This window comes from Asticcacaulis sp., assembly GCA_024707255.1.
Taxonomy (GTDB): Bacteria; Pseudomonadota; Alphaproteobacteria; order Caulobacterales; family Caulobacteraceae; genus Asticcacaulis.
Genome location: JANQAC010000001.1, coordinates 782,570 through 807,738, shown reverse-complemented (window position 1 = coordinate 807,738; position 25,169 = coordinate 782,570). Strand labels below are relative to the sequence as shown.

General features: G+C 61.6%; 18 protein-coding genes and 1 pseudogene. 9 read left to right on the top strand and 10 right to left on the bottom strand.

Going from position 1 to position 25,169, the window contains the following annotated elements; genetic code table 11:
• Positions 1 to 195 precede the first annotated feature (195 nt).
• Both NVV72_03845 and NVV72_03840 read left to right on the top strand, forming a co-directional pair.
• Positions 196 to 1,554, top strand: coding sequence for an FAD-containing oxidoreductase (locus tag NVV72_03845; protein MCR6658500.1), 1,359 nt, complete (start codon positions 196 to 198; stop codon positions 1,552 to 1,554).
• On the top strand, positions 1,518 to 2,942 hold the full coding sequence (locus NVV72_03840; protein ID MCR6658499.1) for an MFS transporter: 1,425 nt from the start codon (positions 1,518 to 1,520) through the stop codon (positions 2,940 to 2,942). The genes NVV72_03845 and NVV72_03840 overlap by 37 nt, the downstream gene beginning before the upstream one ends.
• Positions 2,943 to 3,216: 274 nt before the next feature.
• Here the strand turns inward: NVV72_03840 and NVV72_03835 are convergent, their stop codons facing one another.
• The 5 genes and pseudogenes from NVV72_03835 to NVV72_03815 form a co-directional block, all read right to left on the bottom strand.
• Entirely contained in the window at positions 3,217 to 5,571 is a 2,355-nt protein-coding gene (locus NVV72_03835; protein ID MCR6658498.1) for a glycoside hydrolase family 3 C-terminal domain-containing protein, read from the bottom strand.
• Positions 5,571 to 5,924 (bottom strand): hypothetical protein, encoded by a 354-nt coding sequence (locus tag NVV72_03830; protein MCR6658497.1) that lies wholly within the window; start codon positions 5,922 to 5,924, stop codon positions 5,571 to 5,573. The genes NVV72_03835 and NVV72_03830 overlap by 1 nt, the downstream gene beginning before the upstream one ends.
• A 90-nt stretch (positions 5,925 to 6,014) precedes the next feature.
• Complete coding sequence (locus NVV72_03825; protein ID MCR6658496.1) at positions 6,015 to 8,114, bottom strand: alpha-glucuronidase; 2,100 nt, start codon at positions 8,112 to 8,114, stop codon at positions 6,015 to 6,017.
• Between the two features lie 9 nt (positions 8,115 to 8,123).
• A pseudogene (locus NVV72_03820) lies at positions 8,124 to 9,412 on the bottom strand (MFS transporter).
• Positions 9,413 to 9,624: 212 nt separating this feature from the next.
• On the bottom strand, positions 9,625 to 10,833 hold the full coding sequence (locus NVV72_03815; GenBank protein MCR6658495.1) for a D-galactonate dehydratase family protein: 1,209 nt from the start codon (positions 10,831 to 10,833) through the stop codon (positions 9,625 to 9,627).
• A 608-nt stretch (positions 10,834 to 11,441) separates the two neighbouring features.
• Here NVV72_03815 and NVV72_03810 point away from each other — a divergent pair.
• The 5 genes from NVV72_03810 to NVV72_03790 all read left to right on the top strand — a co-directional run bounded on the left by NVV72_03810 (position 11,442) and on the right by NVV72_03790 (position 17,141).
• Entirely contained in the window at positions 11,442 to 11,834 is a 393-nt protein-coding gene (locus NVV72_03810) for a hypothetical protein (GenBank protein ID MCR6658494.1), read from the top strand.
• Positions 11,720 to 13,420, top strand: coding sequence for a TonB-dependent receptor plug domain-containing protein (locus NVV72_03805; protein MCR6658493.1), 1,701 nt, complete (start codon positions 11,720 to 11,722; stop codon positions 13,418 to 13,420). The genes NVV72_03810 and NVV72_03805 overlap by 115 nt, the downstream gene beginning before the upstream one ends.
• The gene (locus NVV72_03800) at positions 13,374 to 14,537 is read left to right on the top strand and encodes a TonB-dependent receptor (protein ID MCR6658492.1); all 1,164 of its coding nucleotides are present in this window, start codon (positions 13,374 to 13,376) and stop codon (positions 14,535 to 14,537) included. The genes NVV72_03805 and NVV72_03800 overlap by 47 nt, the downstream gene beginning before the upstream one ends.
• A gap of 126 nt (positions 14,538 to 14,663) precedes the next feature.
• Positions 14,664 to 16,304, top strand: a complete 1,641-nt coding sequence (locus NVV72_03795) for a DUF5597 domain-containing protein (GenBank protein MCR6658491.1) — start codon at positions 14,664 to 14,666, stop codon at positions 16,302 to 16,304.
• Between the two features lie 78 nt (positions 16,305 to 16,382).
• Positions 16,383 to 17,141 carry a FadR family transcriptional regulator gene (locus NVV72_03790; protein ID MCR6658490.1) on the top strand — a complete coding sequence of 253 codons (759 nt, stop codon included), beginning with the start codon at positions 16,383 to 16,385 and terminating at the stop codon, positions 17,139 to 17,141.
• 4 nt (positions 17,142 to 17,145) lie between these two features.
• Here the strand turns inward: NVV72_03790 and kduD are convergent, their stop codons facing one another.
• From kduD to NVV72_03775, 3 genes are all read right to left on the bottom strand, one after another.
• A complete protein-coding gene (gene kduD / locus NVV72_03785) occupies positions 17,146 to 17,901 on the bottom strand; it encodes a 2-dehydro-3-deoxy-D-gluconate 5-dehydrogenase KduD (GenBank protein MCR6658489.1) in 756 nt (251 codons plus the stop codon).
• A gap of 50 nt (positions 17,902 to 17,951) precedes the next feature.
• Positions 17,952 to 18,812 carry a 5-dehydro-4-deoxy-D-glucuronate isomerase gene (gene kduI, locus NVV72_03780; GenBank protein ID MCR6658488.1) on the bottom strand — a complete coding sequence of 287 codons (861 nt, stop codon included), beginning with the start codon at positions 18,810 to 18,812 and terminating at the stop codon, positions 17,952 to 17,954.
• Positions 18,813 to 18,939: 127 nt separating this feature from the next.
• On the bottom strand, positions 18,940 to 19,998 hold the full coding sequence (locus NVV72_03775; protein ID MCR6658487.1) for a LacI family DNA-binding transcriptional regulator: 1,059 nt from the start codon (positions 19,996 to 19,998) through the stop codon (positions 18,940 to 18,942).
• A 401-nt stretch (positions 19,999 to 20,399) separates the two neighbouring features.
• Here NVV72_03775 and NVV72_03770 point away from each other — a divergent pair, with 401 nt between their 5' ends.
• Together NVV72_03770 and NVV72_03765 are read left to right on the top strand one after the other, a co-directional pair.
• Entirely contained in the window at positions 20,400 to 21,512 is a 1,113-nt protein-coding gene (locus NVV72_03770) for a pectate lyase (GenBank protein MCR6658486.1), read from the top strand.
• Positions 21,512 to 22,261, top strand: coding sequence for an alpha/beta hydrolase (locus NVV72_03765; GenBank protein MCR6658485.1), 750 nt, complete (start codon positions 21,512 to 21,514; stop codon positions 22,259 to 22,261). Before NVV72_03770 ends, NVV72_03765 begins: the two co-directional genes overlap by 1 nt.
• Here NVV72_03765 and NVV72_03760 read toward each other — a convergent pair.
• Together NVV72_03760 and pelA are read right to left on the bottom strand one after the other, a co-directional pair.
• Positions 22,242 to 23,849 (bottom strand): carboxylesterase/lipase family protein, encoded by a 1,608-nt coding sequence (locus NVV72_03760; protein MCR6658484.1) that lies wholly within the window; start codon positions 23,847 to 23,849, stop codon positions 22,242 to 22,244. The two genes, NVV72_03765 and NVV72_03760, sit on opposite strands and share 20 nt — an antisense overlap.
• Positions 23,846 to 25,168: a pectate lyase gene (gene pelA, locus NVV72_03755; GenBank protein ID MCR6658483.1), complete on the bottom strand. Its 1,323-nt coding sequence runs from the start codon at positions 25,166 to 25,168 to the stop codon at positions 23,846 to 23,848. Before pelA ends, NVV72_03760 begins: the two co-directional genes overlap by 4 nt.
• Position 25,169: the final 1 nt, after the last annotated feature.

Below are 25,169 nucleotides of genomic sequence, written 5' to 3'. Positions count from 1 at the left end.
ATCGTTTGGAAAATATAAGTTTTAAATGAGCAGATACGTGCTTCCTGCGTTTAAGATGGGTGGTGCGCCCGGACTCGCCAGAGCGCCGCGGTTCACTGCTGACAGGTTCTGACATACCTTGATCACGGTTTTTGATTTCCGGCTGTATTTTTATTCTGCCGGGCGTAACGATCAGCGCAAAATGCAGGAGCCGCCATGAAAACCTTCGACGCCATCATCATCGGGGCCGGCCAAGCCGGTCCGTCACTGGCTGAACGTTTCAGCGCGGCCGGACAAACGGTCTGCGTGGTCGAACGAAAATTCTTCGGCGGCACCTGCGTCAATACCGGCTGTATGCCGACCAAGGCGCTGGTGGCCAGTGCCTATGCCGCCCGTCTGGCGCGGCGCGGCGCGGATTTCGGCGTGATGACCGGCGACGTCCGCATCGACATGAAGGCCGTGGCGGCACGCGCCCATAAGGTGACTATGGATGCCCGCAGCGGTGTCGAAAACTGGCTGCGCGGCATGAAGAACGTGACGGTCATGACCGGTCACGCCCGTTTCCAAAACGCGACGACCCTCCAGGTTGGAGATGAGATTATCTCCGCCCCGAAGATCTTCCTCAATGTCGGCGGCCGGGCGGCGGTGCCGCCCATTCCCGGACTGGCAGACGTGCCATACATGACCAACAGTTCGATCGTGACGCTCGACCGGGTGCCCGAACATCTGGTCATTCTCGGCGGCAGCTATATCGGGCTGGAATTCGCTCAGATGTATCGGCGTTTCGGGGCACAGGTCAGTATCGTGGAAAAAGGCGACCGCCTGATCGCCCGTGAGGATACGGATATCTCCGACGCCATCCGCAAGATTCTGGAAGACGAGGGGATTGCCGTTCATACCGGGGGCGATATCAACGGTGTGTCGCAGGGCGGCGATGGTATCACCGTGCGCCTGTCGGATGGCGAGGTGACGGGTTCCGACCTGTTGGTGGCCGTCGGCCGCCGGCCCAATACCGATGATCTCGGCGTGGAGGTTGCCGGTATAAAACTCGATGCGCGCGGCTATATCGCGGTGGGCGACGACCTCCAGACCAACGTGCCCGGTATCTGGGCCATGGGTGATTGCAATGGCAAGGGCGCCTTTACCCATACGGCTTTCAACGATTTCGAGATCATCGCCGCCAATTTGCTCGATGGCGAAAACCGCAAGGTTAGCGATCGTGTCCTGGGCTATGCCCTCTATATCGATCCGCCGCTCGGCCGGGTCGGGATGGGAGAAGCCGAGGCGGAAAAGGCCGGCCACAAGGTGCTGGTCAGTACGCGGCCGATGACCCGCGTCGGCCGGGCGGTCGAGAAGGGTGAAACGAAAGGCTTCATGAAGGTGGTGGTTGATGCCGACAGCCGGAAAATCCTCGGCGCCGCCATTCTCGGCACCGGCGGCGACGAGGCCATCCACGGCGTTCTGGACATGATGAATGCCGGCGTGACCTTTGATGTGCTGCAATGGGCGGTGCCTATCCACCCGACGGTTTCCGAACTGTGGCCCACCGTGCTGAAGGGTTTGAAACCGGCATGATGTCGCCTAAGACCGGGCAACCTCGCCATGCGGCCCTGATCCTGCTGACGACCATATTGGCGTCATCCCTGTCCTTTATCGACGGCTCGGTGGTGAATGTAGGCCTGCCGGCCATCGGTGCGTCATTTGAGGCTGGCGCGGCCGACCTGCAGTGGATCATCAACGCCTATCTGTTGCCGCTGGGTGCCTTGTTGCTGCTCGGCGGCGCGGCGGGTGACCGGTTCGGCCGTCAGCGCCTGCTGGTCGTGGGCACGGCGGTGTTCGCTGTCGCTTCGCTGGCTTGCGCCCTGGCGCCCAGCCTGTTCTGGCTGTTGGCGGGGCGGGCGGCTCAGGGCGTTGGTGCGGCCATTCTGTTGCCAAATAGCCTGGCCATTCTCGGCAGCACCTTCAGCGGCGAAGCCAAGGGCTGGGCGGTCGGCATATGGGCCGCCGCCGGCGCGGTCATGGGCGCGTTGGGACCGGTGCTTGGCGGCTGGCTGATCGACACCATCGGCTGGCGGTCGATCTTCCTGATCAACCTGCCACCGGCTCTCGGCGCCATCGGCCTGGCCAAAGTCTATATCAGGGATACGCCGCGTGGCCCTCAGGCCTCCGCCTTGGATGTGCCGGGCGGCCTGCTGGCGACGGGCAGTCTGGGCGCGATGACCTGGGGGCTGACCATCGGCACCGGACCGGCCGGCTGGACCCTGGCGGCAATCATTGCCGTTATTTTCGGAGTCGTCCTGGCCGGGGTGTTTCTCTATGTCGAGAATGCGCGCGGCAATTCGGCGATGATGCCGCTGGCTCTGTTCGGTTCGCGGACCTTTGCCGGTCTGACATTGCTGACCCTTTTATTATACGGCGCACTTGGTGCGCTGATGGTGCTGGTGCCCTACGTGCTGATCACGGCTGCCGGCTATTCGGGCACCGGAGCGGGGGCGGCGCTTTTGCCATTCGCCGCCCTGCTGGCCGTGGCGTCACCGGTGATGGGGAGCGTGGCGGAAAAGACCGGCCCGCGCCTGCCTTTAACCATCGGTCCGTTGCTGGTCGCTGCCGGTTTCGCGCTTTTGCTGCGCATCGATGAACGGGCCGGCTATTGGACGGACGTTTTTCCCGGCATCCTGGTGCTCGCCATCGGCATGGCCGGCGCCGTGGCGCCCCTGACGACGGCCGTGCTGTCATCGGTCGATGACGCCCACACGGGCTCGGCGTCGGGCCTCAACAGCGCCGTAGCGCGGACGGCCGGGATGATCGCGACCGCATTGCTGGGTGGTGTGCTCGGCGCTTCCGGCCATGACCTGATCGCCGGCTTTCGCGTTGCCATGACCCTGTGCGCTGGCGCTTGCGTTCTGGCGTCCGCCAGCGCGTTTTGCCTGGTTTCCGCCCGAATGGCCATCAGGGCGGAATAGGGGACTTGCCGAAGACTTATGATCGCGCCGTCGATCCTGTCCGAATATTTATGGGTAGCGCGTTAGGATGGGGACTGACAAGGAGGCTTCCATGACCCTGCAAAAAGAAACCCAATCCGCCTTCCGGCGGTACGCCCGCACTGGAGCGCGACCGCAATACCGTGGCTATTCCCCGGCCGGCCAATGAACTGGATGGCCTGTCGCCTTTCAGGGGCCGCGTTGAGGAAGAACCCGACGACGACCCCCAGAAGGCTGGTTGAGTATTTGGGCCTGATTATTTCGGCACGTCAGCGCTTCCGTTGACAGTCAGTTTCGCTGAAACCGTGGCCGCGAAGCCGGGCTGGCCGCCGCCGATACTGACGCTGTATGCGCCCGGCAGCACCTTGCGGCTGCCGTCCTGACCGACCTGCGACAGGGCGCGGGCATCGAGCGCCAGGGACACCGTGCGGCTTTCGCCAGCTTTCAGCGACACGCGCGAGAAGCCGGCGAGCACCGGATTGGCCGTGTCGCCGGGCTTGGCGAGATAGAGTTGCACCACCTCGTCGCCATCCTGCTTGCCGCTGTTACGCACCGTGACGCTGGCCGTGGCCCTATCGCCCGCCTTGAGGGTTTTGGCGGAGAGCACCGGATTGTCATAGGTGAAGCTCGTGTAGCTCAGGCCGTGACCGAAGGGATAAAGCACCTGGCCCTTGAAATAGCGATAGGTGCGGCCCTTCATTGAGTAGTCCTCAAATGATGGCAGGTCGGCGACATCGCGGTAGACGGTATAGGGCAGGCGGCCGCCGGGATTGTTCTTGCCCGTAAGCGTGTTGGTAATGGCCTCGCCGCCGGCTTCACCCGGATACCAGGCCTGGAGCACGGCATCGGCGTTTTCTGACACCCAGGGATCGGAAATCGCCCCGCCGGTCATATAGACGACGACCAGTTTCTTTCCGGTGGCTTTCACCGCCTCCAGCATCTTTTGCTGCGCCTCAGGCAGGGCCAGCGAGGTGCGGTCGCCGCCCTTGAAGCCGGGGAAGCTGACAGCCATTTCCTCGCCTTCGAGATCGGGTGACAGGCCGACAAAGGCGATGACGGTATCGCTCTGTTTCGCAGCCTCTACCGCCCCGTCGATCAGGGGCTGGACCGGCGCGATCCAGTCGAGCGACGAGGCGCGGTCCTCGACTGTGCGGACATAGTCGATGCGGATATCGTGCGGTTTGGTGTCGGTGAATTCGTAGGCGACCGGCGCCATTGGTGGTTTGGCGCAGGCGCCGCCGCAATAGGCTTCGTCACGGCCGGCGGCGGCGGAAAGCTCCGGCGTCACCACCAGCTTGCCATCGATCCACACTTTCACATCTGGCGCCGACACACCCGGACGCGGCGTCTGCATCCGGAAGCCGATCTGGTACTTGCCCGGCGCCGGCGGGGTGATCACCCCGGTCCAGCGGATGCTGAAGCCGAGCGGTTTGAAGCCTTTCGGTGCCGTGCGGTAGAAATCGAAATTGATCACCGGATCGGTGCGCGTCATCTTCGGCGCGCCGGCGAAGGTCAGGTTGTCGAAATACTCGCCCTTGAGGCCATTTTCGCTGCTGCCGGCAGAGGTTTTCAGGAAGGTCGTGGGCACCGGCGTGCGCATCCCGTCGGTTAAGGGCGCACCAGCGGCGTAGGCGACATTGGCGGCGCCGAACGCGGCTTTCAGGGCGTCGAGCGGGTAGGACGGATCGACCGGCACGCCGGTATAGTTGCCTTCCAGGCTTTGCAGCAGTTGCGCATTGGGGCCGATGACGGTGATCTTTTCCGTGCCTTTCAGGGGCAGGGCATTGCCTTTATTGGAGAGCAGCACCATCGATTCCTCAGCCGTTTTCAAAGCCAGGGCGCGGTGGGTGGCGGAATTGATCTCGCTGGCGGGAATCTGATCATAGGTACTGCCGTCGATCAGGCCCATGCGGATGCGCGCCGCCATCAGGCGTTCCAGCGAGACATCAAGATCGGCCTGCGTGATCAGGCCGCGCGTCACGGCCTCCGGAATGGCCTTGTAGGTGGTGCCGCAATCGAGATCGGCCCCGGCCTTTATGGCCGCCGCGGAAGCCGACGCGGCATCGGCATATTTCTTGTGGCCGGTCACCATGTCATCGATGGAATCGCAGTCCGTGACGATAAAGCCCTTGAATTTCCAGTCGCCGCGCAGGCGGTTTTGCAGCAGCGGGCTTTCGCAGGCCGGATAGCCATCTATGGCGTTATAGGCGCACATCAGGGAATCGGCCTGGCCATCGACAATAGCCGAACGGAAAGCCGGCAGGTAGGTGTCTTCCAGATCGAAGGGTGAAGCATCGACATTAAAGCCATGACGCAGCGGCTCAGGCCCGGAATGGACGGCGAAGTGTTTCGGCGTGGCGACGCCCTTGTAGAGAAGCGGATTATCGCCCTGGATGCCGTGGATGAAACTGACGGCCATATGGCCGGTCAGGAAGGGATCTTCTCCATAGGTCTCCTGGCCGCGGCCCCAGCGCGGATCACGGAAAATATTGATATTGGGCGACCAGTAGTTGACGCCGAAATAGCGGTCGGTGCCGGAGGGATCGCGGGCCAGGGCGGCATTGTGACTGGCGCGGCCTTCAGTGGCGATGGCGTCGCCGATCCGGCCCATCAGGGCGGTATCCCAGTTGCGGCCAGGCCAATGGCCTGCGGATAGACGGTGGCGTCGCCGGCACGGGCCACGCCATGCAGCACCTCGTTCCACCAGCCGTAGCGCTTGAGCCCAAGGCGCGGAATGGCCGGGGCATTGTCCTGCATCTGGGCGGCCTTTTCCTCCAGCGTCATGCGCGACACCAGGTCTTTGGCGCGCAGCTCCGGTGTCAGGCTTTTATCGAGAAAGGCGCAAGCCGTGGAGGCGCAGGCTTCCGGCGTGGCGGCGTGGACGGATTGGGACAGGATCAGGACGAGAGCCAGCGGGGCGGCGGATGCCAGAAGGCGGCCCGTGAAGGTGACGCGACGGTTCATGGGGCATTTCCTCAGTTTTTTTTTTGATCTTTGATGTGGTTGTGTTAGCGGTATCATCTAAAGCGAAGGATCGTCAAGCCGACCGCTGGATCAGTGACCCGGCGCGTAAGGGAATTGCAGCGACTTGTAATAGTCGAGGTCATGTTCCGGCGGGGCGATGCTGGTCGGCAGGGGCAGGCCGGACTTCGACTGGAAATAAGCGATCGACGCATCGCGCCACCATTTGGCTTCGCGCGCCTGGATGCCGAGATTGGACGAGACGGCGGCAAAGCGCTCCGCATCGACGTAAGGCTTCATGGCCGACCAGGTGGTCTGCATCTGCGCCGCCTGTTTCGCGCCCCTGTCGTAATCGGTGACCAGTTCGTCCCACAGGGTACGGCCGGATTTTACCTTGTAAGTCCATGGCAGATGATGAAACCACAGCAGGTAGCGCTCGTCCATTTTCCGGGGATCAGCCCATTGTTTCGCGGCGGCGGGGGCATATTGCGCCAGAGCGTCAGAGCCAGTCTTGGTACGGTCGAAGCCGATGCCTTTCGCATCCGCCTTGGCGTAGTAGCACGGGTTCCATTCCGGGCGGGCGAGATCGCATACCCACGGGCCTGGGCCGTAGTGGTGGCCGGTCGCCATCTGGTGGGCGAGGCCAAGCGGCGTCATGTAGTTGGCCGCCATCTCGCGCGAGGCCATCATCATATCGACAACGGGTTTTACAAAGGCCGGATCGTTGGAGAAGGTCATCTTCACCCAGTCGGTGGCGATGTCGCGGCTGGAGGCTTCGGGGTCCCGGCCCAGCCGGCCGAAGGCGTACCAGTCGGCCTGGCTGAAATCATGGCCGGTCCAGTTACGATCGTCCCCGACATTCGACACGCCGGCCATGCCGGTCAGCGTGTGGTGATCGAGCGAACCATCGATGATTTTTGCCACGGTCGAGCCCTTGCCTTCGGCATAGGTGTCAGCCTTGAGCGTCTCTTCGTAGAGCGGACCCTGATAGACGAGGTGCGTGCCCTGGCCGAGATATTCCTTGGTGATCTGCACCTCCAGCATCTCATTGGTCTTCGGCATGGCGCCGAACAAAGGATGGAAGGGCTCGCGCGGCTGGAAGTCGATGGCGCCGTTCTTGATCTGAAGCAAAACATTATCGGCGAACTGGCCCTCGACCGGCTTGAACTCGTTATAGGCCTGCTTAGCGCGGTCATTGGCGTCGTGCTCGGAATAGACAAAGGCGCGCCACATGATGATGCCGCCGTGCGGTTTCAGCGCCGCGGCCAGCATGTTGGCGCCTTGGGCGTGGTTGCGGCCATAGTCGCCCGGACCGGGCTCGCCTTCGGAATTGGCCTTGACCAGGAAGCCGCCGAAATCAGGGATCAGAGTGTAGATTTCGTCCGCCTTGGCGTTCCACCAGGCATGGACAGCGGGATCGAGCGGATCGGCGGTCTTCAGCCCGCCCAGCTCGATCGGCGCGGTCCAGCGGGCCGACAGGTAGACCTTGATGCCCCAGGGGCGGAAGACCTTGGCAATGGCTGCGGTCTTTTGCAGGTAGGGGGCTGTCAGGCTGTCGGTCTTGGCGTTGACATTGTTGAGCACCACGCCGTTGACGCCAATCGAGGCTTCGGCGCGGGCATAGTCGGTCAGGCGCGGATCGACGAGATCGGGTAGCCGCCACCAGTCGAAAATCGACGTGCCGGCATAGCCACGCTCGATGGAGCCGTTGAGATTGTCCCAGTGATCGATGACGCGGCGTTTGATCTTGGGGGCGTCGCTGATATCGGCGAGCGGGGCGCGGGTCTGGACCTCACGCAGGAAGCGGAAGGCGCCATAAAGCGCGCCTTGGTCGGTTCTGGCGCTGATCACGGTGACCGGATGACCGTCGAGCGTTTTGGTCTCGATGCAGAAGCCCTCTTCGGGCAGGGTCGTGTCGCCGGTTTGCAGCACAATGGCGCCATCGATGGGCGCCGCGACTATGGGGGTATCCTGCCCCAGCAGCCCATCCAGACCTCGTTTCAGTTCGGATTTGGCGCTGGCGAGGATCGGCGTATCACCGCCGACAATCGCAGTGGCGCGCGGCTTATATTGTGCGGCATAGCCGGCTTCCACGGGCTTGTAGCGCAGCCACAGATCGTAGCCATCTTCGGCATGAGCGACGGTCGTCAGGGTGGTGACGGCGAAAACGACAGCGGCAATCAGACGATGCATGAAAAGTCCTTACAAAGAAACCTTTTCCCAGCGCGGGCAAAGCAGGTGAACAACGCAGAAAGCGAGCAGATACATGACCGAGGAGACGACGAAGATCGGCGTATAGTTGCCGCCGGTAGTTTGCAGGATGATGCCGGCGAATTTGGCCATCAGCATCCCGCCACAGGCCCCGGCCAGGCCACCGAGACCGGCTACTGTGCCGGAGGCATAGTGCGGATAGAGGTCGCCCGGCATGGTGAAGAGGTTGGTCGAAAAGCCTTGGTGTCCGGCGCAGGCCGGCCGATCAGCAGCACCGCCCACCACATGTTCGGCATGAAGGTCACGAAGGCGACCGGCAGGACGACAAAGGCCATGATCAGCATGGCGGTCTTGCGCGCCTTGTTAGGTTCCCAGCCCCGTTTCAGATAGCTGGAGGAGCGCCAGCCGCCGAAGATCGAGCCGACATCAGCCAGCAGGTAGATGGCGACGAGCGGCGGTCCGAAGCCGCTAAGTTTGACGTCGAATTGCTTGGCGAAAAAGGCCGGCAGCCAGAACAGGAAGGTCCACCAGACGGGATCGATCAGGAAGCGGCCGCACATATAGGCCCAGGTCTGGCGATATTTCAGCATGCCCAGGATGGAGACCTTATTGATCGGTTCTTCGGTGGTTACGTCCGACTCGATCCACGCCACCTCGGCAGCCGTCGCCAGCTTGTGATCGCGCGGCTTGCGGTAGAAAATCCACCAGATGACCAGCCAGACGACCGAAAACAGACCGGTGACGATAAAGGCGGCGCGCCAGCCCCAGGCCAGGGCGATGGCCGGCACGATCAGAGGCGTAACGATGGCGCCGACATTGGCCCCGGCATTGAGGATGCCGATGGCCAGGGCGCGTTCCTTTTTCGGAAACCACGAGTTAGCGGCCACAAGCGCGGCAGGATAGGTGGCGGCCTCGCCCATGGCCAGCGGCAGGCGCGCGAGGATCATGCCCGTGGTAGAGGTAAAGAGGGCGTGCATCATGTGGCCGGCGGTCCAGATGATCATGGCGAAGCTGTAACCGGCCTTGGCGCCGATTTTATCGATGATGCGACCGGAGATCAGGAAGGCGATGCCATAGACAAGCTGGAAGTAAAAGGCCATGTCGGCATAGCCGGTTTCGGACCAGTTATATTGCGCGGCCAGGCTTGGCTTGAGCACGGAAATGACCAGCCGGTCGATATAGGAAATGACCACGGCCAGGAACAAGATACCGCAGACGATCCAGCGAATGTAGCCGGCTGGTTTGGGCGTGGCTATGGTGTCCGGCGCGGTCGTTTCCATGGTGTTTCCCTGTTTGCGGAGGCGGCCTCCGTCATTTTGTTTTAAGTCAGAAACCCCACCACCACGCCCTTTTGGGCGCGGTCCCCCTCCCCGACAAGCGGGGAGGTACAAGATATGTGTATGCGCTTTCTGTCTTGATCCTCCCCCGCTTGTCGGGGAGGGGGGCACGAGTGAAGCGAGTGGTGGTGGGGGTCTTGCTTTCTTAAATCAGTCTACCAGTTGAACATAGTGCCGTCCTGCAGGCGGTTCACCGGCAAGTATGCGCGTTTGTAGGGATATTTGGCGGCCTTTTCCTCATCGATGTCAACGCCCAGACCCGGCGTTTCCGACGCGTAGAGGAAGCCGTCCTTGAAATAGTAGCCATGCGGGAAGACCTCGTCGGTCGCCTCAGTGTGGCGCATATATTCCTGAATGCCGAAATTGGGGATCGAACGGTCGAAGTGCAGGGCCGCCGCCATGCAGACCGGCGATAGGTCGGTGGCGCCGTGGCAGCCGGTGCGCACATTATAGATATCGGCAAAGGCGGCGATACGACGAAGGTGCGTGATGCCGCCGGCATGGACGACCGTGGCGCGGATATAATCGATCAACTGGTTCTGGATCAGCTCCTTGCAGTCCCAGATGGTGTTGAAGATTTCGCCGACGGCCAGCGGAGTCGTCGTGTGCTGGCGGATCAGGCGGAAATTGTCCTGGTTCTCGGCGACGACCGCGTCCTCCATCCAGAAGGGCCGGTAGGGTTCGAGATCGCGGCCGAGGCGCCCGGCCTCGATCGGCGTCAGGCGGTGGTGGACATCGTGCAGCAGGTGGACCTCTTCGCCCAGGGCGTCGCGGGCGGCGGCAAACAGCTTCGGCACGACGCGCATATAGGCTTCGGTGTTCCACAGGTTCTCGGTCGGCAGGTCCGCATCGGCCGGTTCGTAGAACATCTTGTCCTTGGAGACGCCGTAGGTCGAAGCCAGGCCGGGTACGCCGCATTGCAGACGGATGGCCTTGTAACCCTGGGCCTTGTAATCCAGCGCCACATTGACAGTATCCTCGACAGATACGCCATTGGCGTGGCCATAGACCATAACGGCCTCGCGGCTGGCGCCGCCGAGTAACTGATAAAGCGGCAGGCCGGCCACCTTGGCCTTGATATCCCACAGCGCCATGTCCACGGCAGCGATGGCCGACATGGTGACCGGGCCGCGCCGCCAGTAAGCGCCCTTGTAGAGATATTGCCAGATGTCCTCGATCTGGTGGGCGTCGCGGCCGATCAGGCAGGGGATGACATGGTCGGTCAGATAACTGGCCACGGCCAGTTCGCGGCCATTCAGCGTGGCGTCGCCGATGCCGTAGACGCCCTGGTTCGTTTCGATCTTGAGCGTGACGAAGTTGCGGCCGGGGCAGGTGATGATGACTTTCGCCGACCGGATGACCAGGCCGGACTGACCGTTTGCTGCGTCCCCGGCGCCTGGAGCGTTGTTATTGGGTTCGGCATCGGAGGTCTTGGGGGAATCCATTGGTACACTTGGCCTTTCACTCGCCCGTAATGTATATATTGGTCATACCAATAATCTATTTTGCCCTGATGTAAACCGGAAATGCGGATTCATGACCGTGATTATGCGTCCAGCCAGGATGCGGCGCGTGTATTCGGCGAAATTCCCCTGCGTGGCGACGGGAGCGGTGAAGTGTTCTCTCGCTATCATTTAATTATGACGCTGCGGAAGCGTTTCATAAGCGCAACATATCTGACCAATAAGTGAAGAGCCATTTTGCAAAATAAAGATTTTAGGGAGTGATAAATGTAAATAAGTTCAGTTAAAATAGATACTTATGTGAATTTTAATTTAAATGGCAACGTTTTGCCTTTGTGGGGTTTGGCAGTTGAGGTGGCGGAATTGTGATGAAGTTGTGTCAAAATTGGTCAGGCCATTATTGACAATTTCAGACAGGCCAATTACCAAGGCGGTATGTGACCGCTATCAGATTGTGGCGGCGCCAAAGAATTGCACACGAACTGCAAATTCCAGACAGGGAACAAATCATGCCAAAAGCTTCGGGTCACGCCCGCCATACGTTCAAGGTCGCGCTGCTCGGCGCCACCTTGCTGACCGGCTTTGCCGGCATCGCCAATGCCCAGGACGCCGCCCAGGAAACCGTCCAGAATGCGGCGCCCGCCGCCGCACCCGCGGATGACAATACGGTAGTCGTCGTCACCGGCTATCGCGGCAGCCTGCTGAATTCGACCTCGGCCAAGAAACGCGCCACCGGCTTCGAGGATCGATCTTTTCCGAAGACATGGGCAAGTTTCCGGATACCAACCTGGCGGAATCGTTCAACCGCATCCCCGGCATCACCATCGCCCGCGAAATCACTGGCGAAGGCACAACCATCGCCATTCGCGGCCTGGGCTCCAGCTTCACAAAGGTGCTGCTGAACGGGGCGCCGGTGGCCGTGGCCTCGACCGGAGATGTCAATACCAGCAACACCAACCGCGAAGTCGATCTCGATATCTTCCCGCCGGAACTGTTCACCCAGTTGACGGTCAGCAAGTCGGCCTCGGCCAGCCAGGTCGAGGGCGGGGCCGCCGGCGCGGTCAATATGCGTCAGGCGCGCCCGTTCGATTTCAAGGGCGACAATGTCCAGTTCTCGCTGGAAGGCAGCAAGAACAGTCAGGTCGATGACATGGGCTATAAGGGCTCGCTGATGTTCTCGAAAAAGTGGGGCGATTTCGGCGTCCTGGCGGGCGTGGCCTATCAGCACAGCCCGATCAATGCCGAAGGGTTTGAATCGGTCGGCTGGACCAATGCCAACCTGAATGCCGCCATGAACCCGGCCTCGACGCGCAACAATACCGGCGGCGGCAACTGGACCATCCCGGCCACCGTGCCCGCCAATGCCGGCAATGGCCTGACAACCGGCGCCACGATTGACGAAGCCCTGCTTCTGGCGCTCAATCCCGGCCTGACCATTGAGGCCATCGATAACGCCATCGTTCCGCGGCTCGGCCGCCCGATGCACTATTATGGCTCGCGCGACCGCACCAGCGGCATCCTCAGCGTCGAATATCGTCCGTCCGAAACCCTGCGTTTCTGGCTCGACGGCATGGCGGCGCAGAAGGACAATGACCAGCAGCGCACCGATATGAATTTTGTTGGCCGCAGCGGTTCTTTCATCCCGCTCAATATGAAGGTCGATCGTTCGGACTGCACCAATGGCTGCGTGGTCACCGACGCCACCTTCGCCAATGCGCAGTTCTTCCTCGAATACCGCCCGTTCATCGAAACCAACAAGTTCTATTCGATCAATCCCGGTTTCGCCTGGAACATCAATGACCAGTTGAAGTGGACCTTTGACGCCAATTACACGCACAGCGACTTCCGCCGCGATTCCCCGACCGTCCTCCTGATCACCCCGGCCAGTTCGGGGGTGACCGCCACCTACACCAATCATGATGGCAACCCGACCTTCACCTCCAATGTCGATCTGAACGATCCGGCGAGCTTCGGCTGGAATGGCGGTCGCCTGAACATACAGTCCGAGGCGCGGACCACAATGACGCGCGGCTTCCACACCAATATCAACTGGGGTACGCCGGAGTTCAACATGGAGCTGGGCCTGGCCTATGACGACACGTCGCGCCGGATCACGCCCTATGATAATTCCCAGGCCTGGCAAAACGCGGCCTGTGGCAACAATCCGAACGTCTACCTGCCGGGACCGAATTCGCAGCCGGCCTGCAAGGGCGAGGTCATTACCGACCTGGCCTCGGCCATCGCCGCCGGCTATCCGGCCTATCCGGGCCTGGGCACGGGCTTCTCCGCTGGTATGCCGGCTCTGGCCTATGGTGGCTCCCTGATCCCGCAATCCAGCCTAGCTGACTACCTGGTCCCTGGGCCCTACGGCTACGTCAATATCGACTGGTCGAAGTTCGCCGCCGATTCTGCACTATTACGACTTCCTGGCCAGCGCGCCGGTGGCCGGCGGATCGAACATCAACTCGCCGCGCTCTTTCCTGCGTGAAAAGGTGCAGGGCGCCTATATCCAGATCAATGGCGACCGCGACCTCTTCGGTCATCGCCTGCGCTATGATTTCGGTGTTCGCGCCACGACGACCGACCAGATCATCGGCGGCCAGAACTCGATCCCCGATCCGCGCAATACAAGCACTTCGCTGGATGGCGCCAAGTATCCCAATATCGTCGTGTTCACCTACAACGAGACACACTACAAGAACTACCTGCCTTCCGCCAATTTCGCCTATAATATCAAGGATAACCTGATCGGCCGCTTCGCCGCCTCGACCACCATGACCCGGCCGAACCCGTCAAGCATGTTGCCGGGCCTGAGCTTCGGCGATATCTCGGCCTTCAACGGCAGCCTCGGCAATCCGTCCCTGACGCCCTACATTTCCAAGAACCTCGATTTCGGCCTGGAATGGTATACCGGCAAGGAAGGCTATGTGTCGCTGGCCGCCTTCAACAAGCGGATCAACGGCTTCACCCTGAACCAGAACACCCTCTATCCGTTCTCGTTCCTGGCGCAGTACGGCGTCAACTACGACACGCTGAACCAGTCGCAGAAGGACGCCATCGACCTGCGCGGCGGCCCCTCCGTAGCCCAGGTCAATATCAGCCAGCCGTTCAATGCCAGCGGCGAACTGAAGATCGATGGTCTTGAATTCGCCTGGGTCCAGCCGCTCGACCAGTTCTGGGCGCCGCTGGAAGGCTTCGGCTACAGCACCAACTACACCTATATCCGTCAGAAGGGCACCGGCGCCGCTCCGGCCATCGCGCTCGGCGTGCCCGAAAAGACCTGGAACTTCACGGCTTTCTACGAAAAGAACGGCTGGTCGGTCCGCCTGTCGGATACCTATCGGGACGGTTCGCAGGCCACGCTCGGCAACCAGCAGGGCATTGCCGCGGCGACTCTGTTCAATGAAAGCTACGAGCAGCTCGATCTGGCTGCCAGCGTCAATCTGAAACAGGCTTTTGGTTTCAGCCGTGACATGGAGCTGACGCTGAACGCCACCAACCTGACCGACGCGACCCAGACCCAGAACTTCCAGTTCGATGGCGCGCCCAACTACTGGTACAAGGCGGGCACCACGATCTCGGTCGGCATCCGCGGCAAGTTCTAAACCTTGCGGTGGCGGGGCCCCGTTACCTGCCGCCGCTCTTTCTTCCGAACCTCCCCGCTCTGGTGGTGCGTCTTCTGGCGCATCACCCTTTTTTTGGATAATGTCCTTTCACAGGAAGGAAACCCCATGACCCGTCTGTTCAGACATCTTGCCGCCGTGGCCTGCGCCGCGCTGTTATCGACCCCAGCCCTGGCCGCCGATATCCCGCACCTGGCCACCCAGGGCATGACGAAGCAACTGATCGTCGATGGCAAGCCGTTCCTGATCCTGGGGGGCGAACTGGCCAATTCCACAGCCTCCAGCCTCGATTATCTCAATACCAAATGGCCAACCCTTAAATCGGTGGGACTGAATACGGTCATCGCCCCTGTGGAATGGGACCAGGTCGAGCCGCAACCCGGAAAGTACGATTTCACCGTGCTCGACGGCATGATCAAACAGGCCCGGCAGAATGATGTGAAACTGGTGCTGCTGTGGTTCGGCGTGTGGAAGAACTCGATGTCGACCTATGTGCCGGCCTGGGTAAAGCGGGATTACGCCACCTATTCGAGAGCGCAGGATGACAAGGGCCAGCCGCAGGATATCCTGTCGCCGTTCGACCCCGATACCCTGTCCGCCGATGCCCGCGCCTTCTCGGCGGTGATGGCGCACCTGAAGCAGGTGGATACAGCCCATACCGTGGTCATGATCCAGGTGGAAAACGAGATCGGCATGTTGCCGGTGGTGCGCGACTACAGCCCGCAGGCGCAAGCGGCCTGGAACGGGCCGGTGCCGGCTGACCTGATCGCTTACCTGAAGGCGCATCGGGAGACGCTGGATCCTTATGTGCGCACGCTTTGGGAAGCCAATGGCCTGAAGGAAACTGGCACCTGGCCGGAGGTTTTCGGCACATCCATTCAGGCGCAGGAGGTCTTCCAGGCGTGGTATTTTGCTGCCTTCGCCAATGGCCTGGCGAAGGCTGGCAAGGCGCAGTATCCGTTGCCGATGTATGTCAATGCGGCCCTGATCCGTCCAGGCAAGACGCCGGGGCAATATCCGAGCGCGGGCCCTTTACCGCATCTCTTCGACATTTGGAAACCAGGGGCGCCGGACATCGATATTTTGGCGATCGATATGTATTTTCCGAACTTCATGGAATGGGCCGATAAATTCAAGCGGCCGGATAATCCGTTCTTCATTCCGGAGGCCAATCAGGCGGGCAAGCGGGAGGCCGGCGCCAATGCCTTCTATGCCATCGGTCAGCTCGATTCGATCAGCTTTTCGCCGTTCTCGATCGACAATATCAAACCGGAGAACAGCGCCAATCTGACGGGCGCCTATGATGTTCTGAAGCAATTGTCGCCGCAGATTCTGGCGGCGCAGGGCACGAGCCGGATGCGCGGTTTCCGACCGCGCATCTCCTTCGATGGCGTGGTCGATGAGACACCGCAGTCCTTTACACTCGGCGGCTATCGCTTCACGGTCAGTTTTGTCGATCCGTGGACACCAAAGGACAAGCAGGACATCGCCTCCAATGGCGGCCTGATCATCCAGACCGGCGATGACAGTTTTATCGTGGCCGGCAAGGGCGTAGTGGTCACCTTTGAGGACGCGGAAGCGGCCAAGCAGGCCGTCGGCATAGAGCAGATTGTCGAAGGACGCTATGTGGATGGCGTATGGAAGCCCGGCCGCTGGTTGAATGGCGATGAAAGCCATCAGGGGCGGCATCTGAAGATCAATGCCGACGGGTTTGGCATCCAGCAACTGAAGCTGTACAAATTCCGCTGAGGGGCAGGGGCTTTTTGATTGAACGCGGACATGTTAACGATCATATGATTCCGCGTTCATCCTTCATTTTCCGCACCGATGTCAGATTCCAGAAAGCTTTACCGCAAGATCGCCGATTCCATCGCCGCCGAGATCGAATCAGGGCGCTACAAGCCGGGGGACCGGCTGCCGACCGAGCGTGAACTGGCGCTGCAATACGGCGTCAGCCGGCCATCCCTGCGCGAGGCGATGATCGCTCTGGAAATTCTGGGCCTGATCGAGGCCAAGCATGGCCTCGGCATCACGGTGTCCAGCAAGAAACAGCGCGCGCCGGCCTTTACCGATTCCGAGATCGGCGCCTTCGAACTAATCGAGGCCCGCCGTCTGCTGGAAGCCGAGGTCGCGGCCCTGGCGGCCACCCTGATCAGCGAGGAGCAGATCGCCGAACTGGAAGCGCTGGTTCAGAAAATGGGCGACGCCGATCCGGTGGCGGCTGAAAAGGCCGACCGCGAATTCCATATCCTGATCGCCCAGAGCACCGGCAACGGCGCCCTGACCACCTGCGTCGAGAACCTGTGGGACTGGCGTTATCATTCGCCGCTGGCGCGCAATGTGCTGGCACGCGCCGCCGATCTCGGCATGAATGACCGGATCGCCGAACATACCGATATTCTGACCGCGCTGAAAAACCGCTCGGTGGCGGCGGCGCGTCAGGCCATGCACGAGCATATGGATCGGGTGATCGAGCACCTGCTGCGCGCTACCGAGATGGTGGCGGTCGAGAACGCGCGCAAGGCCAGCAGCGAGCGCCGCATGGCCGTGGCCACGCGCATGAAAGCGCTGAAAAAAGGGCGCTAAAAGCTTATCGCGCCAGCCATCCACCATCCACGGGGAGGGTGATGCCGTTGACGTAGTCGGAGGCGGCGGAGGCCAGGAACACCGCGGCGCCGGCCATGTCGGACGGATTGCCCCAGCGCCCGGCGGGAATGCGCTCCAGAATCGAGCGGTTGCGGGCTTCATCGGCCTGCAGGGCGGCGGTGTTGTCGGTGGCCATATAGCCCGGCGCGATGGCGTTGACATTGACGCCCCCGGACGCCCACTCATTGGCCAGCAGCTTGGTGATGCCGGCAATGCCTGATTTCGAAGCGGTGTAGGAGGGCACGCGGATGCCGCCCTGGAAGCTGAGCATCGAGGCGATATTGATGATCTTGCCGTCACCTTGCTGGATCATGTGACGACCGCAGGCCTGGGCCAGGAAGAAGGCGCTCTTCAGGTTCAGGTCGATCACCGCGTCCCAGTCGGCTTCGGTGAAATCGACGCTGTCGGCGCGGCGGATCATGCCGGCATTATTGATGAGGATGTCGAGCCTGCCAAGGTCTGACAGCGTGGTCGAGACGATGTGCGGGATCGGTTCGATCGAGGTCAGGTCGGCGGCAATGTGGATGGCCTTGCGGCCCAGTGCCTTGACCGCCTCGACCGTTTTGGTTTCCGTCCGCGTGGAGACAACGGCGATATCGGCCCCGGCCTCTGCGAGCGCCAAGGCGATACCGGCGCCCAGGCCCTTGTTGCCGCCGGTGACGATGGCGACCTTGCCGGACAGATCGAAAAGTTTGCTCATAAAATGTCGTTTCCACTGATAACTTATGGGTGCAGGGTCTGTGACCCTGCTTAGGCCAACTGGCAGATATCGAGGACATTCATGTCGGTATAGTCGAGGTTTTCACCGCCCATGGCCCAGATGAAGGCGTAGTTGCTGGTGCCGCAGCCCATGTGGATCGACCATGGCGGCGAGACCACGGCCTCGTTATTGGCCATGACGATATGACGGGCATTATCGGGCTGGCCCATGAAGTGGAAAACGCGGTCATTCTGGCCCAGGCCAAAGTAGAAATAGACCTCCGAACGGCGGTCATGCAGGTGCGGCGGCATGGTGTTCCACACCGAACCGGGGGCGAGTATGGTCAGGCCCAGCAGCAACTGGCAGGATTTGGCCGTGGTCGGCACAATGTACTGATAGATGACGCGCTGGTTGGATTGTTCCAGCGACCCGCGTTCCAGCGGCACGGCCTTGTCGATGGAGATCTTGACGGTCTCGTAGCGGGCATGGGCCGGTGTCGAAGTCAGGTAGAAGAGGGCGGGATTGGCAGCATCGTCCGAGGAGAACAGCACCTCGGCCGAGCCCATGGGGATATAGAGGCCGTCCTTTTGCGCCAGGTCATAAACCACGCCATCGACCGACACCTTGCCGGTGCCGGCGCCAACATTGATGAGGCCCAGTTCGCGGCGTTCGAGGAAGGGATGGCCAGCGGCGGAAGCCGGCTCCGTCTGGTCGGGCAGCTTGACTGTGCCCTTGACCGGAGCGGCGCCGCCGATGACGAAACGCTCGAAATGGGTGTAGTTCAGCACCACGGCGTCCGGCGCGAACAGGCCCGTCATCAGATACTTGTCGCGCAGGTCGGCATTATCCGCGCCCTTCATCATATCCGGATGGGTGGCGTAAAGCGTTTTGGCATAGGGGCTGGTACACATGGTCTTATTCCCGTTTGAAAAGGCTTATCCGAACATCTTCTGTTCGATGCCTCGTTGTTTATGTGTTGTGGTTTGCATGGTTGGTAACCGGTGTCATTTATTTTGGCAACACAATTCTGGTGCAGCGTCACAGGTCGGCCTTAGGCACCCCTGAAGAGCCGCGCACGATCAGGGCCGAAGCCACCGTTATGGCCGTGTCAGTGGGGGAAGCCTTGGTGACGAGCAGATCGGCAGCCATGCGCGCCATTTCGCGGGTCGGCAGGCGAACTGTCGTCAGCGGCGGCGACAGGCGGTCGGCGATCGGCGCATCGTCGAAACCGATCAGGGTCAGATCGCCGGGGATGCGCAGGCCGGCTTCAAAGGCGGCCTTGTAGGCGCCGGCAGCCATTTCGTCATTGGCGCAGATGATCGCCGTGGGGCGGTCAGGCCGGCTGAGAAGGCGCCTCGCCGCCGCATAGCCCGACTCGAAACTGTAATTTCCCGTTTCATCGAGGTCCGGCGCGATGGCGGTGCCATGTGCGGCCAGTCCGGTCTCGAAACCGTGCCGGCGGACATGGGCCGAAGGATAGTCAGGATTGCCGCCGATGTAGCCGATGCGGCGATGACCGAGCTCGGCGATATGCGCGCCGGCCTCGGCGCAGCCGATATCATCGCACGACACGATTTCCCGCCCAATGGAAGTATTGCTATCGCCGGAGGTGCGCGCCGTCACCCGCACACGCGGTACATTCAGCTCGTCCAGCAGGTCCAGCAATCGGCGGTCCTCGGCGATCGGCGGCAGGACGATGACGCCGGATGGCCGCTGGCTTTCCAGAAAGTCGCGCAGTTCGGAAACGAAGGTTTCGCTGTGCCAGGTACAGGGATGGACGACCAACTCGATGCCCGAGCCGCGCAGGCGGTCCAGCGCGCCCATCTGCATGTTGACGATATATTGGGCATTGGGATTGTCGTAGATCAGGCCGATCAGCAGGGCCCGGCGAAAGGCCAGACCGCGCGCCTGCGGATCGGGCCGGAAGCCGATGCGCGTAATGATGTCGGCGATCTCGTCGCGGGTCCGCGCATGGACGCTCGGCGAGTTGTTGATGACGCGCGAGACGGTCTTTTTGGAGACGCCGGCCAGCCGGGCCACATCATTTATAGTCGCCTTCCTGCGGCGTCCGAGAAAGGCTTCAATCGTCTCCGTCATCCCGCCTCCCCGGAATCCGGCCCCTTGCAAAGGGCGCCGATTAGCTTTATGACACCGGTTACCATACTATAAGGCGGACGTCACGCATCGATTTCACCCAAGGAATCGAGCGGGCGAACCGAAGACGGCCGAACCGGCCGAAACAGGGTTTGAAAAGAAGGAAACGCTATGTCTTTCAAAAAGATATTATGGCTGTGCGGCGTCATGGCTCTCGCTACCCCTGCTATAGCGGCAGCGGCGGGGACAGCGGATTTTCACCTGAACCGGTCGACCTATGATGTCCTGGGCTGGGCCGCGGCCACCCAGGGCGGCAAGGGGGGCGCATCCTTCGCGTCACCAATCTCAATGAAAGCGGGCCGGGCTCCTTCCGCGCGGCGGTGGAAGCCGAAGGGCCGCGCATCGTGGTTTTCGAGGTTGGCGGTGTCATCGATCTCGACAGCGCCTCGATCCGAATCAAAAATCCCTTCCTGACCATTGCCGGCCAGACGGCGCCTTCGCCCGGCATCACCTTCATCAAGGGCGAGTTCAACATAGCCACCCATGATGTCATCGTGCAGCATATCATGGTTCGCACCGGCGAGGCCGGCCACCCCAAGAAAAGCGGCTGGGAGGCCGATGGCCTCTCCGCCAACGGGGCCTATAATGTCATTGTCGATCATTGCAGTTTCTCCTGGGCGACCGACGAGAACCTGTCGGCGTCCGGGCCGCGCTTCAAGGGGACGGACATCACCGAATGGCGGCAGAACACCTCGCATGACATCACCTACAGCCATAACCTGGTCTATGAAGGGCTGGCGAAATCGACCCACGGCAAGGGCGAGCATTCCAAGGGCGGCCTGATCCACGACAATGCCACGGGCATCCTGCTCTATGCCAATCTCTATGCCTCGAACGAGGAGCGCAACGCCCTGTTCAAGGGCGGGGTCCATGCCGCCGAGGTCAATTCTATGATCTATAATCCGGGGCAGAAGGCGATTCACTACAACCTGATCGCCCATGAATGGGAAACCCATCCGTTCGAGACCGGGATGATCACCCTGATCGGTAATGTCTATCGCCAGGGGCCGGATACGGTGACCGCCACGCCGCTCTTCAGTCTGGGAGGCGATGGCGACGTTTCGCTGTACATGCGCGATAATATCGCTGTCGATCCCTATGGAACACCGGTGGCCCAGACCGGCCGCTACACTACCGGTTCGGCGAAAATCCTGAAAGCCCAGACGCCTTATCTGCCGGAGAATATGCCGATCATTCCGGCGGCGCGGCTGGAGGACGAAATCTACGAATCCGTCGGCGCCCGGCCCTGGGACCGTGACGATGTCGATTTCAAGATCCTGTCGGATGTGGCCGAAGGGCGCGGCGAGATCATCGATTCCGAAACGCAGAACTATTACGGCTATCCGAAATATCAGCGCACCGATGCGCCATTCGTGGAAGCGGACTGGAACCTTGACGACATGAGCCCCAAGGCCGGCTGGGCGTCACTTTATGCGAAGTCGGCGCCGAAGCACTGATGCAGGTCATCCGGCTGGCGGCGGGGGCGGAGAATATTTTCGAGTGCATGGATGGTGAGCGCATTGCCGTGCATATTCATCATCCGGAACTGCACATTTACCCGGTGGACAGGCCGGCGGCGCGGGTTCTGGTCTGTCCCGGCGGCGGCTACACGCGCCTGATGGCTGACAAGGAAGGCGCGGAAATCGCGGCCTGGCTTGGCGGGCTGGGTTATGAGGCCAGCGTGCTCATTCATCGCCTTCCCGGTGCCGACGGTCATCCGCACGACATTGCGCTGACTGACGGCCTTTTGGCGCTGGATCATCTGGGCCGGGATTTGCCGCTCTTCATCATGGGATTGTCCTCCGGCGGCCATTTGGCTCTGGTGTTGGCAAGCCAGAGGGCGGTGGCGGGCGTGCTGGCGGTTTATGCGCCTATAAACGGTAATCACCGCGATCATAAGGTGCCGCTGGGTAAGCCTGATTTCGCGCCTCCGGAAAAGCAAGCCGTTTACGACGAGTGGCCCGTGGGCCTGTCCGTCATGCCGGACGTTCCGGTTTTCCTGGCCTATGCGCTGCATGATGGCGTGGTCCCTATCGAAAATGCGCTGCGTTTCATTTCCGCCGCGCGCGACGCCGGCATCGATCTGGATGCGCATATTTTCGGAACGGCGCCGCATGGCTTCGCGCTGCGGCACAGGGATGGAACTCATGCCGCCTGGCCTGATCTGGCGGCGCGCTGGCTTGAGATCAGGTGCCCTGCTGGGTGAAGGGCACCCTGGCGAAGAGCTTGCGCTCCTCGCCGCGCGGGTCATTGGCCAGTTGCGGCGGCAGGTCCATCAGCATTGTTTCGCGCTTTACCATCGAATAGGGCTTCCAGTCCGGCAGGGCGGCGGTTTGCGGCGAACCCGTGCGGGCAAAAGCAATGAAGGCATCCGAGAACAGGTCGGCCATTTTGCGGGCGTCTGTGCTGTCAGTGGTGATGCTGTCCGGCACGCCGGTGGTGCGGAAAACCAGCGGGATATCGATGGTGTGGGGCGCACCCAGCCGTCCGCCGTTTTTCGGCGTTTTCCAGTCGACCTGATAAGCGTAGGTGACCGCGCCTGACTTTGCGCGGGCCTCCAGTTCCTCGATCGCGCCGCGCCAGGATCGCCCGGCCGTGGTGGCGGCAAAAAAAACATCGGACGGCGACATCTGCGGATAAAGCCGGCGGTAGGTATTGATCACCATATAGGGATCGATATCTACGCGGTATTGCGGCGGCAGTTTTGCCGGCAGTTCTTCCCAGGTCAGGTCGAAATTGTGCGGATCGCCGCTTAAGAAAGCGCGGGTTTCATCGTGCGTATTGCCGATCATCATCGGTATGTCAGCGGATTGCACCGGGGCGTCGGGCCAGAACGGGTGACGGAAGAGAACCATTTCATCGAGCACCGGACCGAAGTACAGCCCGCCCTTGCCGATCACCGGATCGGTGGCCTTCAGCGCCGCCACCAGGTCAGCCAGGGGCAGGGCCTGCACCTGCGCCAGTCCAGCGGCATCAGGTTTGAGCCCAAGTTCAGCGAGGAAGGTTATGGCGCGCTGGGTGGCGTTGCCGGGGCCTGAGGCGGTGACCTGCTGGCCGCTCATGGTGGCGGCGCGGTGGAACAGGCCTCTGGCCGTCGGGGTCGCCATCATTGTGGCGATCTTGGCGCCGCCGCCGGACTGGCCGAAGACCATGACGCAATCGGGATCACCGCCGAAGGCGGCGATATTGTCACGTATCCATTCAAGCGCCAGATGGATATCAAGCTGGCCGCAATTGCCGGAAAAGGCCAGCGGTCCCGATGCGCCTGTGACCTCGTGTTCCAGCCGCGCCAGGTAGAGATAGCCGAAGGCGTTCAGACGGTGATTGATCGTCACCACCACCACATCGCCGCGCAAGGACAGGTTCGTGCCGTCATAGAGCGGGCTGCCGCCGGAACCGGTATTGTAGGCGCCGCCGTGGATATAGACCATGACCGGCCGCCGCTTGCCAGCGCTGGCTTGTGGCGTCCAGATATTGAGGAACAGGCAGTCCTCGCTTTGGCTGTAAGGATCGGGCGTACCGGCTTGCGGGGCGGCTGCGCCATAATGATCGGCGATATAGGGTTTGGTCCACGGTTGCGGCTTTACCGGCGGCCTGAAGCGCGCCTTGCCGTTATTGGGGCCGGTATCCTCGCCATAGCGCAGGCCGAGAAAAACATCGACACTACCCTTTGACTGCCCGATCACCGGCCCGGCCTGCGTCATCACTTGCGGTGTGTTGGTCCTGGCGAGCGCAGGCACGGCCATGAGGCCGGCGGCGGCGCCCATGAGCTTCAAGCTGTCGCGCCGGTTCATTGCGTGGCCTGCGGATGGTCGAGGCTCCATTTGGCGTAGGCTTTGAAGACCTTCAGCGGCGCGGTGTTGAACCAGGCATAGCCGTTGCGGCGTTCCAGACTGATTTCGTTGACATCATCGTGCAGGGTCTTGTCGCGGTCGCCGAAGATCGGCTTGCCGGTAGCCGCCACATAATAGCGCGCCCACAGGTCGGGCGCACCGGGGCTGGCGATCAGCTTGCGGCCCGCGGCCTTATCGCCGCCATCGGTCCAGGCGACATCGTGCAGCGCTGCGCCATGCAGCCATCTTACGCCGTCATGCACGGCCGCCACGACCTGCGGCGACGGATCAGGCAGCTTCATCAGATAGACGAGCAGGCTGGCGCTTTCGGCGCTGGAAAGGGCGTCAGGCTCGAAATTACGCGCGGCCACCGGCAATTCTGTCAGGGCGTCATGCTGCTGTCCCCAGACGGTGCGATGGCCATTGACGCGCACCTGTGTGGCCAGGATGCAGGCGATGGCCTTATCACGCGCGGCGGCGGCCTTCTGGCGTGTGGCCTCCGGCACGAAGGCGTAATCGCCATTGCCAGAGGCGATATCCGACATCAGCTCGGCGGCATGGACCAGGGCGTCGTCGTTGAAGGTGATGGCGTCATGATAACCGCCTTCGAGCGGCCAGACCTGCGGCCAGCCGCCATTGGGAAACTGGGCATTGAACAGATAAGCCGCGCCCTTGTCAAAAGCGGTGCGATAGGGCTGGCCGTCCGCGCCGGGAAGCGCCGTGATGACGCGCGCCAGGAACTGCAATTCGGTGATGGTGGCGTCGTTATCTAAGGTGCCGACATAGTGCCAGTGCTCGTCACGCGCAATATCGAAATCACCCGGCGCGGCGAAATGCGAATTGTTGTCGCCCGCCCAGGGCTGGCCGGGGACGCGCAGGGCGCCGTCGCGCGACTGGTTCTTGCTCCAGCCGCCGGCCGGGGTCTGGAAACTGACAATGACATCGGCGATATGGCGGGCCTCCGGCGTGGCGTACCATTCAGGCGCGCGATCGAGGGGCATGGTCTTTTCGCTGTCGCCGCGCATTTTGACAGGCACGAAATCGCCCGGCGCCCCTTCGGCGGCCAGGACGGCACGATCGGCGGCCATCTGTGCCACGGATCGGTCGAGATAGGACCGCCAGACCGGCTGCGCTTCCGGCGGCAGGGTGTTGATGCGCTCGGCGGTGATCGCCTGAGCCGCGGTATTGACGCCGACGACTGCGGCGAAGGCGGGGCCAGCGAAAACGGGCACAGATAGGAGCATGGCCATGATGGAAAGAGAAGGAAGGGACAGTCTCATG